The organism is Croceibacterium selenioxidans, assembly GCF_018599195.1.
GTDB lineage: Bacteria > Pseudomonadota > Alphaproteobacteria > Sphingomonadales > Sphingomonadaceae > Croceibacterium_A > Croceibacterium_A selenioxidans.
In genome coordinates this window covers 82,886-96,671 of the sequence record NZ_JAHFVK010000003.1, presented here as the reverse complement: position 1 = coordinate 96,671, position 13,786 = coordinate 82,886, and the positions used below count along the sequence as shown (strand labels likewise).

11 protein-coding genes and 1 tRNA gene are annotated in these 13,786 nt (G+C 64.0%); 6 read left to right on the top strand and 6 right to left on the bottom strand.

Annotated elements, in window-relative coordinates; genetic code table 11:
* Positions 1–9 precede the first annotated feature (9 nt).
* On the bottom strand, positions 10–618 hold the full coding sequence (locus tag KK137_RS16165) for an arylesterase (RefSeq protein ID WP_338028117.1): 609 nt from the start codon (positions 616–618) through the stop codon (positions 10–12).
* A gap of 141 nt (positions 619–759) precedes the next feature.
* On the opposite strand from KK137_RS16165, the gene KK137_RS16160 reads away from it, so the two are divergent.
* On the top strand, positions 760–1,446 hold the full coding sequence (locus KK137_RS16160; RefSeq protein WP_214537727.1) for an ABC transporter ATP-binding protein: 687 nt from the start codon (positions 760–762) through the stop codon (positions 1,444–1,446).
* Positions 1,447–1,491: 45 nt separating this feature from the next.
* Complete coding sequence (locus KK137_RS16155; protein ID WP_214537726.1) at positions 1,492–4,008, top strand: ABC transporter permease; 2,517 nt, start codon at positions 1,492–1,494, stop codon at positions 4,006–4,008.
* Here the strand turns inward: KK137_RS16155 and KK137_RS16150 are convergent.
* Entirely contained in the window at positions 4,005–4,511 is a 507-nt protein-coding gene (locus tag KK137_RS16150) for a DUF805 domain-containing protein (RefSeq protein ID WP_214537724.1), read from the bottom strand. The two genes, KK137_RS16155 and KK137_RS16150, sit on opposite strands and share 4 nt — an antisense overlap.
* Before the next feature lie 123 nt (positions 4,512–4,634).
* Positions 4,635–7,364, bottom strand: coding sequence for a TonB-dependent receptor domain-containing protein (locus KK137_RS16145; RefSeq protein ID WP_214537722.1), 2,730 nt, complete (start codon positions 7,362–7,364; stop codon positions 4,635–4,637).
* A gap of 246 nt (positions 7,365–7,610) precedes the next feature.
* Here KK137_RS16145 and KK137_RS16140 point away from each other — a divergent pair, with 246 nt between their 5' ends.
* A complete protein-coding gene (locus tag KK137_RS16140) occupies positions 7,611–8,822 on the top strand; it encodes a glycosyltransferase family 4 protein (protein WP_214537720.1) in 1,212 nt (403 codons plus the stop codon).
* Here the strand turns inward: KK137_RS16140 and KK137_RS16135 are convergent.
* Together KK137_RS16135 and KK137_RS16130 are read right to left on the bottom strand one after the other, a co-directional pair.
* Positions 8,758–9,201, bottom strand: a complete 444-nt coding sequence (locus KK137_RS16135) for a hypothetical protein (RefSeq protein WP_214537716.1) — start codon at positions 9,199–9,201, stop codon at positions 8,758–8,760. The genes KK137_RS16140 and KK137_RS16135 overlap by 65 nt on opposite strands.
* 72 nt (positions 9,202–9,273) lie before the next feature.
* Positions 9,274–9,939, bottom strand: coding sequence for a PadR family transcriptional regulator (locus KK137_RS16130; RefSeq protein ID WP_250894017.1), 666 nt, complete (start codon positions 9,937–9,939; stop codon positions 9,274–9,276).
* A 92-nt stretch (positions 9,940–10,031) separates the two neighbouring features.
* On the opposite strand from KK137_RS16130, the gene KK137_RS16125 reads away from it, so the two are divergent.
* The 3 genes from KK137_RS16125 to KK137_RS16115 all read left to right on the top strand — a co-directional run bounded on the left by KK137_RS16125 (position 10,032) and on the right by KK137_RS16115 (position 12,356).
* Complete coding sequence (locus KK137_RS16125) at positions 10,032–11,351, top strand: replication-associated recombination protein A (protein WP_214537715.1); 1,320 nt, start codon at positions 10,032–10,034, stop codon at positions 11,349–11,351.
* 25 nt (positions 11,352–11,376) lie between these two features.
* Positions 11,377–12,261 (top strand): hypothetical protein, encoded by an 885-nt coding sequence (locus KK137_RS16120; protein WP_214537713.1) that lies wholly within the window; start codon positions 11,377–11,379, stop codon positions 12,259–12,261.
* Between the two features lie 19 nt (positions 12,262–12,280).
* Positions 12,281–12,356 (top strand) — tRNA-Thr (locus KK137_RS16115).
* A gap of 58 nt (positions 12,357–12,414) precedes the next feature.
* On the opposite strand, the gene KK137_RS16110 is transcribed toward KK137_RS16115, so the two are convergent.
* Positions 12,415–13,659: a hypothetical protein gene (locus tag KK137_RS16110; RefSeq protein ID WP_250894016.1), complete on the bottom strand. Its 1,245-nt coding sequence runs from the start codon at positions 13,657–13,659 to the stop codon at positions 12,415–12,417.
* Positions 13,660–13,786: the final 127 nt, after the last annotated feature.

Below are 13,786 nucleotides of genomic sequence, written 5' to 3'. Positions count from 1 at the left end.
GCAACTCCGTCACTGAGTTGCTGGCAAAGCCTTCGCCACGTCGGCTACTGTGGCCGCAACCATCGCATCGATCCCGGCCGCCGTGGGATGGATCCTGTCGGCCTGGATCAGCTGCGGCTTGTCGTAAACCGGTTCGAGGAAGAACGGCACCAGTGCGGTCGAATATTGGCGCGCCAAGGCCGGGTAGATTCCGTCGAATTCGGAGACGAACTGCTGGCCGAGATTGGGCGGCGCCCGCATGCCCATCAGCAAGACCGGAATCTTGCGCTTCGCCAGCTCCTGCAGGATCGCCTCTAGGTTCTCGCGCGTCTCCGCCGGGGAGATGCCGCGCAACAGATCGTTTCCTCCCAGCTCGACGATGGCGAGTTCGGGTGCCTTGGCCTGGCTGTCGAGCACGAAGGCGAGCCGTTGCAGTCCTGCCGCGGTGGTGTCTCCCGACACGCCGGCATCGGCTACTTGGGCATTGATGCCTTTTGCCCGCAGCGCCTTTTGCAGCTTCTCTGGGTAGCCTTCGCCCTCACCCAGCCCGTAGCCGGCGAACAGGCTGTCGCCGAAGGCGAGAATCCGGCGCTCGGGCCCGGAGACGGGCGCGGCCACGGGCTCGCTCGCGGCCTTCATTTGAGGCTCCTGCGCAGGAGGCTGCGCCGGCTCGCTACCACAGGCCGCGAGGGCGAGCGCCGCCAAAACCATCGACAAGCCGCCAATACGCATCGTCCAAGCCTCCTTGCTCGCCATCTTTCCCTATGCCATCCAACACTTGTGACAAGACCTCCTGCAATCGAGGCGCATGACTTGCGGCTTACGCTCGGCGAAGGCGAAGCTGCCGTCGAAATCCTCCGCGGCATCGACCTCATCGTTCCGACCGGCGAGACTCTCGCCCTGCTCGGCCCATCCGGCTCCGGGAAAAGCTCGCTGATGTCGGTCCTGACCGGTCTCGAACGGGCTGGCGGAGGAACCCTGCGCGTCGCAGGTGCTGACTTCACTTCGCTCGACGAAGACGCCCTGGCTCGCGCCCGACGCGGCCGTATCGGCATCGTGCTCCAGGCCTTCCACCTCCTTCCCACGATGACTGCGCAGGAGAATGTCGCAACCCCGCTGGAGCTTGCAGGCGAGCCCGACGCCTGGGCCCGCGCCGCGGCTGAGCTGGAGGCGGTTGGCCTTGGCCATCGCCTGACCCACTATCCCGCCCAGCTATCCGGCGGCGAGCAGCAGCGCGTCGCCATCGCCCGCGCGATTGCGTCTCGCCCGCCGCTGGTCTTTGCGGACGAGCCGACGGGCAATCTCGACGTGGCGACCGGTGCCGAGATCATCGAGCTTCTATTCAACCGCCGCGAAGAAACCGGGGCGACGCTGGTCATCATTACTCACGACGAGCACTTGGCAGAGCGATGCGATCGGATCGTGTCCCTGTCCGACGGGCGCATCGCCAGCGACACCCGTGCCTAAGCGCTGCCCCGCCCCGTTGCCGCGCCGCCTGACATCGCTGTCGACATGACGCTTTCGTGGCCTGCTGCCTGGCGCATCGCCCGGCGCGATCTCCACCGCCGGTTTCGCGGCCTCAGGTTGCTGCTTGTCTGCCTGTTCCTCGGCGTCGGTGCGCTTGCAGCCATCGGCACGCTGACTGGGGCAATCAGAGGCGAACTGGCCGAGCGGGGCCGCGAGATCCTCGGCGGCGATCTCGAGGTCGAAGTCTGGCAGCGACCCTTGAATGAGGAGGAGAGCGAATTCCTCTCTCGGTACGGCACGATTTCGCGCGGATTGCGCATGCAGGCGATGGCCAGCACCGCCGAGGCGGCGACACCGATCGAGCTGAAGGCCGTGGATGCGAACTGGCCACTCTACGGTTCGCTGACGCTCGACGGCGGTAGCACCCTGGGCGCTCCGCCGCCCGGCCAAGCCTGGCTCGCAGAGGGCGCCGCTGAGCGGTTGGGGGTCGTCCCCGGAGACAAGTTCAAGGTCGGCTCAACCGAGTTGACCGTGGCCGGGATCATCGATGAGGAGCCGGACCGGCTGAGCGAGGGCTTCCAGCTCGGCCAGACGGTAATCGTTCCGCTCGAGGTTCCCGCCGCGGCAGGCCTCACCACCCCTGGAGCGATGTACCAGTCGAAGACCCGGGTGCGTTTCATCGGCAATGACCTTCCCGAAAGCGTCGAGAAGACGCTGACGGAGCGCTTTCCGGACTCGGGCTTCGACATCCGCACCCGCGACCGAGCCTCCCCGGGAGCCGAGCGCTTCGTCGGCCGCATGGGAGAGTTCCTGACCTTGGTGGGCCTTGCTGCGCTGGTCATCGCCGGGATCGGCATTGGCGGCGGCGTGGCGTCCTATCTCGAGGCCCGCCGGGCGAGCATCGCGACCTTCAAGATTCTTGGCGCCACCAGCCACGATATCGTCCGGATCTACGCGCTCCAGATCGGCGTGGCCGCCCTCGCGGGAGCTGTTGCGGGGCTCGTCGCGGGCGTGCTCGTCACGCCGCTGCTGGCGCGGGCGCTGGGCGATCTACTGCCAGTGCGGACCGGCCTGGTGGTCGATCCCGGGGCACTTCTGCGAGCAATGCTCTTCGGATTGTTGGTCGCCCTCGTCTTCGCCGCTCCGCCGCTGATGCGGGCGCGGTATTTCCCATCGATGGAATTGATGCGGTCACGCGTCGCGCCCCTGGCGGGGGCCTGGCGCGGAGCCATCTGGCCGGTTTGCCTGGGACTGGCGGGTATCGCCGCCCTGGCACTGATCGGTTCACCGCAGCCTGGTCTGAGCGCCCTTTTCATGGGCGGCGCCGTAGCCCTTCTGATCGTACTCTGGGGCCTGGGCTGGTCCATTCGCAAACTCGCCACCCGCGCGCCGCGCCCGGCCAACCCGCTGCTTCGATCCGCGCTCGCCAATCTACACCGGCCCGGCTCCCAAACCGGGTCGCTGGTAACGGCGCTCGGCTTCGGCCTCTCGGCTTTCGTCGTTCTGGCTGCGGTGCAGACCAGCCTTTCGGCAAATATCACTCGCAGCGTACCGCAGATCGCGCCCGACTACTTTGTGCTCGACGTCCCACGGGATCGCGAGGCGGAGTTCGAAGCCGCCGTCCGTCGTCACGCTCCCGAGGCCGAGATCCGGGTCGTGCCAACCCTGCGCGGAGCGATCCTGTCCTATGGACCGAAAGCTCACCCCACTGTCGTCAGCCAGATGGACGAGCTGCCGGAAGGGGCCTGGGCGCTTCGGGGTGAGCGTGGGCTGACCTATGCGGACCGATTGCCGCAAGGCAACTCGCTGGTCGCAGGGGAATGGTGGCCGGAGAACTACCAGGGCGAACCGCTCGTGTCGGTCGACTTCGACCTGGCACAGGCCGCGGGGCTCAAGATCGGCGACTATCTCACCATCGGCCTGCTGGGCGTGGAGCGGCAGGCAAAAATCGCCAGCTTCCGGCGTATCGACTGGGAGAGCATGGGCTTCAACTATGTCCTGATCTTCTCGCCCAACGCCCTGCAGGACGCTCCGCACAACCTCGCGGCCACGGTCTCTCTGCCAAGTGGAAGCGAGGCCGGTGGTCTTTTGCGTGATCTCGTCCGCTCATTCCCCTCGAGTTCGGTCATCGAGGTTGGCCCCCTACTGACCCAGGCGCGGGACATCCTTGAACAGGTATCGCTGGCAATCCTCGCAGCCGCTGGAGTGGCGGTGCTTGCGGGGATCGCGGTCTTGCTTGGCGCCATCGCCGCAGCTCGAGCGGCACGGCTTTACGATACAGTCGTGCTGCGCGTGCTCGGGGCGAGCACCCGGCAACTGCTCACGCTGCAATTGGCGGAATTCGGACTGCTCGCGGCTGTGCTTGCCCTGGTTGCGCTTGGCCTGGGCAGTGGCCTCGCCTGGCTGGTCATCGTCCAGCTGTTCGAGTTCGAGTGGCTGCCGGACTGGCCGCGCGTCCTCGGAGTACTCGGCGCGGGAATCGCGCTGGTTCTGGCCTTCGCGCTCGGCGCTTCGCTACCGCTCTTGCGGGCGAAGCCGGCCCGAGCGCTCAGGTCACTTTAGGCGAAGACTTCCGCGTCGGCCTGGCCAAGCGGATCCGCACCATACTTGTTCGATCCCTGGGTACCCGGCAAGGCCATCAGGACGATCCATCCGATCTCAAGGACGAGCACCAGGATCGCTCCCAGGATGGGAATGAGGCTCAGGCAGATCACGGCTACGATAAAGCCCGGTAAGTACCATCCCGACATGTCGCGATCGTGAAGACGCCGCACCGTCACCGCGAGTGAAGGAATGAACGCAGCCACGAACCACACGAGAAGTCCCACGATTCCTACCCAGGCCAAGGGGCCGAAAGAGAATCCTTCGAGCTGATTGTCGACCACCGATCCCTCCGCGGTCGCGGCGACCATGGTAATCCACTCCATTCCGCCACCGGCCAGGATCAGGCTGTACAAGACGACGCCGACTATCAGTCCCAGCAGCTGGAACATCCAGAATTCCATCCTTCGCGAACGACCGGAAAACTCGGCGTAGCGCCGGAAGGGCAACAACATCCATTTCATGATCTATCTCCCCCTCAGGTCACATTGTTGTGTACCTGAGGGGGAAGGCATCACAGAATTCATCGCGGTGCAAATGAAAAGGGGGTCAAAAGACCCCCTTTTGATCCCGCTCTTTCGAGTAGATCAGAAACGATAGCGAGCACTGACCCCGTAAGTCCTCGGATCGTTCGCATAGCCGGAGATGCCGCGCGGCTGAGCGGGCGTATCGAAGATCACGCCGACATCGCGCTTGTTGAGAAGATTACGCCCCCAGACCGACAGGCTGAGCCCAATGTCCATGTCATAGGAGAACGAGGCGGTCAGGTCCTGCACTTCGCGAGTGAAGGGCTCGGCAGCCTCGAGCGCTGGCGTCGCATCGGCGATCGTTCCATCGGGATTGCGCACCACAAAGCCCGGAAGGCCTTCGATCAGCTGCTCCTTCGATTGCCACAGGAACGAAACCCGCGGCACGAGTGTGCCCCCGCCGATCTCATGCTCGTACTGAGCACCGATCAGGACCGTCCAAGCGGGGATCCCCGCCGGACGAGTGCCCGAGAGATCCCCTACGGCCGACTGTTCGAAGCTGACGTATTTGGGATCGAGGTAGGTCACTCCGAGGTTCAGCGTCAGAGCATCGGCGATCGTCGCCAGACCTTCGAACTCGACACCGAAAGTGCTGAGCTCGCCCGCATTGCGCAGGGCGAAGCCCGACCCGGTGAAGATGTTGGACTGGAAGCCTGAGATATCCTGGTCGAACACTGCGAGGTTGGCCGAGATGTCACCCCAGTTCGCCTTGATCCCGGCCTCCATCACCCGCGAGTTCTCGGGACCCGCAAAGCGGCTTCCGTAGACCAGGTTGTTGAGGTCGAGACCCGCCGCGATGATCGCGTCCCGATCGTTGGGCGAAGGACGACTGTCGCGCGAGAGATTGATCGAGCTTGCCTTGAAGCCGGTCGCGTAGGTCGCATAAACGTTGATGGTGTCGCTCACATCGTACGCCAGGCGAATGGTGTAGGCGAAATCGCTGTCGTTGGTCTTGCCGTCCTCGACCACGTTGGGGACGTTGAGAAACGGCGGCATAAACTGCAGCGCGCGTAATGGGGCCAGCGGGTTCGCAAGCGGGTTGTTGGCATTGGCGCTGGCGTAGGCCGTCGCACCGGTCTGGATCACGCCGAAGGCCGTGGGGTTCGACACCGCAAAGGCACCGACTTCCGCCGCCGTAGCAGAACGGCCGAGGCCGAGCGCCGTGCCTACACCCTGAGCGAGGGCACCACCGAAAAGCAGCTGCCCACGGAATGCCGCGTATTGCGGCGCGTCGAGGTCGATGCCCGAGAAGGTGTCGGTCGAACGGGCATTGGTGACGAACTTCTTGCTGTCGTCGGTATAGTTGCCGCCCAGGGTAAGGACGAGGCCGTCGGTGATTTCGAAGTCGACCTGTCCGAAGAACGAATACGCCTCGCTATCGAGGGTATAGGCCTCTGTGAAGCCCTGGCCCGATGCAAGGAACTGCCCGGAGTAGTCCTGCCCGTCGGCAGCGCCAAAGACCCCCTCGAGCGTCGCCAGGCTGAGCGCACCGCCCGAAAGCTGCTGCACCAGCGTATTGGCGTAGGGCCTGAACTGCGTCGAGTAGATCAGCTTGTTCTGCTGGTCGATGTCCTCGTTGATGTAGAACGCACCGAGCAGGACATTGATGCTGTCGCCGATCTCACCGGTCAGCCGCACTTCTTGCGTGAAGCTACCGATCCCAAGGTCCTGAAAGTTCGGATAGATCAGGTCGGCGCTGGTGAAGTCGGAATCCTGGTTCGTGACCGCCTGCGTCTCGCGATAGGCGCTGATCCAGGTGACGGTGAAGTCGTCGTTCAGATCGAAGTCGAACTGGGCGGAAACGCCGTAGTTCTCGATATCGTTCGTTGAGTTGTAGTTGTTGTACACAAACCCGTTGAACGCATCCTCGGGGGCGTTGACCTGCCCCCCAAGAGCCCGGACAACCGGCGTTGCCAGGCCGTCCTGAACGTTGACGACCGCACAGCAGTTTTCATCGATCGAATCGTAATCGGCGATGATGCGGGCGCGGAAGCCGTTGTCCGGATCGACCAGCAACTGCCCCCGGGCGAACCAGCGGTCGCGCTCGTTGGTCCGGTCGCCCGTGCCGCCGTCACGGAAGAAGCCGTCGCGCTGGTTGAGACCGGCCGCAACGCTGACCGCGATCGAATCCGCCACTGGGCCCGTTACGTATCCACGGGCGATGATCTGGTTGAAGTTGCCATAGGTCAGTTCGCCCACACCGCCGAAGTCGAACTTGGGTTCCTCGGTAGTGATGGAAATGACGCCGGCTGAGGCGTTCTTGCCGAACAGAGTGGACTGTGGGCCGCGCAGCACTTCGATTCGCTGAACGTCGGGTAGATCCGTGATCTGCGCCGCTGTCCGCGAACGGTAGACGTTATCGACAAACACGCCGACCGAAGGCTCGATCCCCGCGTTGTTGGCGCCATTGCCGAAGCCGCGGATGAAGAAGTTGGTGTTGGCAACGCTCTGGCGCTGTCCGACGCTGAGCGAAGGAACCACCGTCTGGAGATCGCGCAAGTCGCGGATCTGACCGCGCTCGATCGTCTCGGCCGTGGTCACGGAAACCGCGACCGGGACATCCTGCAGCGTCTGTTCCCGCTTGGTGGCGGTAACGACGATCGCGTTGCCGGTGCTGGCGTCCTGGTCCGCCGGGAAACTATCGTCCGGCGAAGCTTCGTCTGCTGGTCCGGCAGGAGCGGATTCACTCTGCGCTGCCGCGAAAGAAGGAATGCAAAGTGCAACTGCCGCCGAACCGGCAAGCCAAAATGCACGCGTATAAGCTGCCGACCCGGCGCCCCGAAACAACATTAGGTGGTCTCCATCTCCCTGCGCCGGGCGCCGCTGATTACGGTCGCACGGGCGGTTCGCTCCTTTAGAACCAGGGTGGTAACCACACAATTACCGGCGGCCTAGCTGGCGGCAACGGCAGCCGCTTCTGTGACCTTCCTGCCACGGTAGCCTGATAGGTGTTTTCCCCGTTTTGCGGATCGGGCCGGCTTGCTGCCTGCCAAAGCAGCCATTGCCGGGGCGCGACACAGGCCTTAGGGGGCCTCGATGGACATTGCCGATCTGCGCGTCGCCCTGTTCAGCGGCAACTACAATTATGTCCGCGACGGCGCGAACCAGGCCCTGAACCGCCTGGTAGACTTTTTGTTGAGGCAGGGTGCCGCGGTGCGTGTCTACGCACCCGTCGTGTCCCAGCCGGCGTTCCCCCCCACTGGGGATCTCATTGGCGTGCCCGCCGTCCCGATCCCCTTCCGTAGCGAATATCGCTTCCCGCTCGGGCTATCGGCGAAGAACAAGACCGATCTGGAGCGTTTCTCTCCCACGGTGATGCACCTGGCGTCGCCAGACCCCACGGCTCACGCCGCCCTCGGTTGGGCCGAGGCGCGCCATCTGCCCGTGCTGGCGTCGGTCCATACCCGGTTCGAAACCTATCCGCGCTATTACGGCATGGGCTTTGCCGAACCCTGGCTCGAAAGCATTCTCAAGCGCTTCTATAACCGCTGCGACGCGCTGGTAGCCCCTTCGGAGAGCATGGCCGAAGTGCTTCGCGAGCAGGGGATGAGCAGCGATATCGAAATCTGGTCGCGCGGTGTCGACCGCGAGATCTTTGATCCCCGCCACCGCGATCTCGAATGGCGCCGCTCGCTGGGCATTGCGGACGATGACGTCGTGGTCGGCTTCCTCGGCCGATTGGTGATGGAAAAGGGCCTCGACGTCTTTGCCGACACTGTTGCCCGCCTGCGCAGCCAGGGCGCTCCGCACAAGGTGCTCGTCATCGGCAAGGGGCCGGCGCACGATTGGTTCGCCGAACGGGTGCCCGGAGCAATCTTTGCCGGGATGCTGACTGGCGGCGATCTCGGACGAGCGGTCGCCAGCATGGACATGCTGCTCAACCCCTCGGTCACCGAGACGTTCGGCAATGTCACGCTTGAAGCCATGGCCTCGGGCCTGCCGGTAGTCGCGGCGAGAGCGACAGGAAGTACGAGCCTCGTCGTCGACGGAGAAACAGGACGACTGGTAGAGCCCGGTGACAGCGCCGCCTTTGCCGAGGTTATCGCCACTTACATTCGTGACGCGGCACTGCGGCATAAGCACGGAGCGGCGGGCGAACTGCGCAGCCTCACTTATTCCTGGGATGCGATCAACGGATCGGTTGCCGAGCTCTACCTGCGGCTGGCCGAACGCAAGGCGCTTGTCAGCGCAGCACCCCGGCAGCGTCCATCCGCCGCGCATAATACCACTGCGCAACGATCAGGATGACAATCACGACCGGCATAATGAGCGCCGAACCGCCTTCCATCGAAGTCGGCCTCTCCGAGGTGAACTGATAGGCAAAGCTGACGATTGCGCCGATCGCGGAGATCACGAACGCCGTCACCGCATGGCGCGAGCGCATCAACAGGAGGATCGAGCCGACGATGGAGGCCCACACTCCGATTGCCCAGGCCGCCACGGCCCAGGCGGGAAAGGCATCGACCCAGGCCTGCTCTTCTGGCCCAAACCCCATGCTTTCGAGATAGGCGGTGTTGCCGAGAGCCGTCATCGTATAGTCGGTCGCCCCGACGGCGTTCCATAGCAGCGAGACGATGCCGACCACCCGAAGGTGTTTCGGCGTTGCTACCGGACTTGCAATTGCCATCGCAGTCCCTCCCTCAGGCGCGATCACACCAAGAGTGTATCACACGCCTGTGGAAGGGAGAAATCGGGTAGGCTAGAGCCGCTCGATCTTCTGCGCCGCTTCGTCGAGAATTTCGGCGATCCGGTGCGGCAAATCTTCGTCATTACCGCCACTGTTGGCCATCCGTTGGCCAACGGCAGTGAACAAGCCGAACGCTGCCCGCTCGATAGAAGGCGAACGATGGCGTTCGGCCTTTTCACCCAGTCCGGTCAAACGCTCCATTGCCCGGGCGGCCGCGTCCGCCTCCGCCTCGAGCACCGCCTTCCCTGCGGGAGTAATGGCGAACTTGCGCCTCTGGTCGTTGCTTTGCTGCTCGACCACCAGGCCCTCGTCAGCCAGCAACGAAAGCGCCGGATAGATCACGCCCGGGCTTGGCGAGTAATGGCCACCCGACAGTTCCTCCATCGCCTTGATCAAATCGTAGCCGTGACGCGGTTGTTCATTGATGAGCGACAGGAGCATCAGCCGCTGTTCGTCGCGGCCAAACTTGCGGTCGCGCCCGTGACGGCGGGGGCCGCCTGGGCCCCATGGGCCGCCCTTTGGGCCAAAGACGCCACCTGGACCAAATACGCCGCCCGGTCCGAACGGACCCCCGGGTCCGAATGGCCCGCCAGGTCCGCCCCAGCGCATCTTGCCCCACTTGTCAGCCATGGCCTTCCATTCCCGGCCGTCACCGAAATCGCAATCCGTGTAGATCATGATGATGATCCTCCAATAGATATTCTACGATATATCTTAGAAGAGGAAAAATTCAAGTCGCCCCTCGGTCGACCAACGCCTATCTGTAGCCGATGGCCGACTTGTTCGCTGACGAAATGCCCCATACGCCACCCGCCGACGAGCCGCGCGCAGACGCGCCGCTTGCCGATCGTCTTCGGCCGCGCTCGCTGAACGAGATCATAGGGCAGGAGCACTTGACAGGACCGGAAGGAGCAATCGGCCGCATGGTCGCCGCCGGTCGCCTGTCGAGCATGATCCTCTGGGGGCCGCCAGGCACCGGCAAAACCAGCATCGCCCGCCTCCTGGCTGATGCCGTCGGGATGAGGTTCGTGGCCATCAGCGCCGTGTTCTCAGGCGTTGCCGATCTCAAGAAGGCCTTTGCCGAGGCCGAAGTGGCCCAGTTGGCCGGCCGGCGCACCTTGCTCTTCGTCGACGAGATCCATCGCTTCAACCGCGCGCAGCAAGACGGCTTCCTGCCCTTCGTCGAGCGCGGAACCGTGACGCTGGTCGGCGCGACGACGGAGAACCCCAGTTTCGAGCTAAACGCCGCGCTGCTCAGTCGTGCCCAGGTTCTGATCCTCCACCGGCTCGATCCGGCGGCACTCGGCAAGTTGCTTGAGCGGGCGGAGGCCCTGGAAGGCCCCCTCCCCCTCACGCCCGGCGCGCGCGAGGCCCTGATAGCTTCGGCAGACGGCGACGGCCGCTTCCTGCTCAACCAAGCCGAGACGCTCTATTCCGCGAGAATTCCCGATCCCCTGGGACCGGCCGAACTCGGTGCATTCCTTCAGCGTCGGGTGGCGGTCTACGACAAGGATCGGGAGGGGCACTACAACCTGATCTCGGCGCTGCATAAGTCGATGCGCGGCTCGGATCCGCAGGCGGCGCTCTATTACCTCGCACGGATGCTGGTGGCCGGCGAAGAGCCGCTCTATGTGTTGCGGCGGATCACCCGCTTTGCCAGCGAAGATATCGGACTCGCCGACCCACAAGCGCTGACGCAATGCATCGCCGCCAAGGAAGCTTACGATTTCCTCGGATCCCCTGAAGGTGAGCTCGCGATCGTGCAGGCCTGCCTCTATTGCGCCACGGCGCCCAAATCGAATGCCGCGTACATGGCCCAGAAAGCGGCCTGGAAGAGCGCTCGGGATACCGGCAGCCTGATGCCACCGCAAAACATCCTCAACGCACCGACCAAGCTGATGAAAGACATCGGCTATGGCCAAGGTTACACCTACGATCACAACGCAGAAGAAGGGTGCTCGGGCGACAACTACTGGCCCGCGGAGATGGAGCCGCAGATCTTCTACGAGCCGGTCGAACGTGGGTTCGAACGCCAGGTCCGCGAGCGGATCGAATGGTGGGACAAGCGCCGAAAGGAGCGGCAGTCGTGAGTCGACCGCTCCACTTCCGGAAGAAGTGAGCTATCGCTTTCGCCATTTCACCGCGATCGACTGGTCGGGCGCGGTGGGAGAGCGACATCGCGGAATTGCGCTGGCGATCTGCTCGATCGGTGACGACGCGCCAAAGCTGGTTCGGCCGGGTCACATATGGTCCCGGCCCGAAGTCCTGCGGTGGCTGGCCGACGACTTATTGGAAGGCAGCCTCGTTGGCCTCGACCTTGGGATCTCACTGCCCTTTGTCGACTGTGAAGCCTTCTTCCCCGGTTGGGAGGAAAGTCCTTCATCGGCACGCGAACTCTGGGGTCTCGTGGACAGCCTGTGTCAGGACGATCCGTACCTGGGCGCGACGAGCTTCGTCGAGCATGACGCCGCGAGCCGCTATTTCCGACGCCATGGCTCGCGAGAAGGAGAACACTTCCATCACTCCGCCGCTCAACACCGCCGCGGACGATTCCGCGTCACCGAGGGAGCGCAGGAGTTGATGGGTTGCAAACCCTACAGCAATTTCAACTTGGTCGGCGCGGCACAAGTCGGCAAGTCGAGCCTGACAGGCATGCGGCTGCTCCACGGGCTCGACGGGCAGTTACCCGTCTGGCCAATCGATTCGCTCCCATCCGCTGGCTCTGCCATAGTCGAAATCTACACGACCATTGCCGCTCTCGCCGCTGGACGCCGCGCGGGAGCCTCCAAGATTCGGGATCGCGATTCACTCGACCAAGCCCTCGCAGCGCTGGGCAGCAAGCCCTGGCGCCAAAACGTGCCGATCGACGATCACAAGGCCGATGCCCTCATCACGGCCGCCTGGCTGCGAGCCAACGCCGGCAGACCGGAATTGTGGGCGCCAGAACGCCTCACCCCAGAAATAGCTCGCACCGAAGGCTGGACCTTCGGCGTCGCTTGAAGCAAAGGCACTTCCAGGCGCCGGCTTAGCTCAGTTGGTAGAGCACCTGATTTGTAATCAGGGGGCCACGGGTTCGAATCCTGTAGCCGGCACCAGCTTTCACGAAGGGCAGCGACAGCTTTCCGATCGCCAGCGATGGCTCGCCCTATCCGCTCACTGGCACAGTCCCGCTGCCCGTTTGGCAATGCCCGACAAGCCTTTGCAGCGCGGAAGTTCCTGGCCCTGTTGCGCCGGTTGCGCCTCTTCAGAGGACTCTGACGATGCTCCGAAGTCGCTCATTCCCGGCATGCCGTGCATGACCATGGCGTTCGCGCGGAAGCGGACGCGGGCAATCCAGTCCGGCTGCCAACTGCGCGCCGCGTTGGCCGGCCGGACGGGGTAGGAGAAATCCGCCTGCGGGCCGTAGGCATAAAGGTTGGTCATCATGAACGGCCCACCTTGCTCACGCACCTCGGCCGGGATCGTGCAGCTGGTCTGGCTTGGCGGCATGACCGTTTTTGCAGTGATTAGCTTCTGCACCGTACTCGGTGAGAGCCAATCCCACATCGGTCCGCCAAATTGCTGGGTTGAGGAGGAGGTCCACCACACCATGTCACGCGGCTGGCCACTTTGGTCGGGGTTCATGGCCATCACCCAGGCGTAGTATCCGGTGGCGGTCGGCACCGAGTTCCAGCTGAGGTTCACAGCCCCGCCCGCTGCGTCGGCCGTCGATGGACGCAGGGCGGACATGAAGTCGTTGGCGAGCTCGAACGAAATCTCCGGCGCATAAGTGCTCGCGATGCGCTGGGTCCCCAGAAGCGAGGCGTTACCCGGCACCGGCTTGGGATCCCGCTCGTTCGGCCACTCGCCGAAAGTCTTGCTATTGGCAGAAGTGATCGACCAGTCTTCCGGCAAGTTAAGCGACTGCGCGTAGAGGCCCGGAGGCACTTGCCCACGAGCCAGCTTCGAGAAGTCGATCACCACCGGCTGCCCGGGCCCGGCATGTTCGCCACAGCCCCAGAACAGCAGCAGTCGTCCGGTCGGCATTTGGCCCGGCGTGTACTCCTGCGTTCCGGTGACCTGTCGCGGCGTCACCAGCGGCAGCGAGGCCCCCATGCGCATGCCCTGCGGAATGAAATGATCCGCTTTGGGATCTCCCGCCGGAGCCTGGCTCGAACCCAGACGCAGCCGGAGCTCATGCGCCACCTGGTTGCCGCCACCACGCATCATCGCCATCGCCGAATTCAAGCCGCCGCCGCCATTGGCGCCCATTGCGCCCATGCCGGAGATCGTGCCCGCGTCGATCGTATAGCGAACCGGGGGGGCCGAGCCGCCCTGGGAAATCGCGGGCACCGCGGCCAAGATGGCCAGACCCGCAACCGACGCTACACCAGCAAGCCGAAGAAAACGCTTCCTCATTACCGAACCCCCTGCCTACCCCTTGGCTTGCAGGAACTTAGCGTGAGTTCGCATCGGCCACCAGCCCGGCGGTCCCCTACCCCATTTGCCCCGGTGGAAATCGCCCCGGGGCAGCTATGTACGCTTG

Bases quoted from the DNA above. Each gene is read 5' to 3' on its own strand.
- KK137_RS16165 (WP_338028117.1), bottom strand. From the start codon at position 618: ATGAAGGCCGCGAGCGAGCCCGTGGCCGCGCCCGTCTCCGGGCCCGAG.
- KK137_RS16155 (WP_214537726.1), top strand. From the start codon at position 1,492: ATGACGCTTTCGTGGCCTGCTGCCTGGCGCATCGCCCGGCGCGATCTC.
- KK137_RS16150 (WP_214537724.1), bottom strand. From the start codon at position 4,511: ATGAAATGGATGTTGTTGCCCTTCCGGCGCTACGCCGAGTTTTCCGGT.
- KK137_RS16145 (WP_214537722.1), bottom strand. From the start codon at position 7,364: ATGTTGTTTCGGGGCGCCGGGTCGGCAGCTTATACGCGTGCATTTTGG.
- KK137_RS16140 (WP_214537720.1), top strand. From the start codon at position 7,611: ATGGACATTGCCGATCTGCGCGTCGCCCTGTTCAGCGGCAACTACAAT.
- KK137_RS16135 (WP_214537716.1), bottom strand. From the start codon at position 9,201: ATGGCAATTGCAAGTCCGGTAGCAACGCCGAAACACCTTCGGGTGGTC.
- KK137_RS16130 (WP_250894017.1), bottom strand. From the start codon at position 9,939: ATGATCTACACGGATTGCGATTTCGGTGACGGCCGGGAATGGAAGGCC.
- KK137_RS16125 (WP_214537715.1), top strand. From the start codon at position 10,032: ATGGCCGACTTGTTCGCTGACGAAATGCCCCATACGCCACCCGCCGAC.
- KK137_RS16110 (WP_250894016.1), bottom strand. From the start codon at position 13,659: ATGAGGAAGCGTTTTCTTCGGCTTGCTGGTGTAGCGTCGGTTGCGGGT.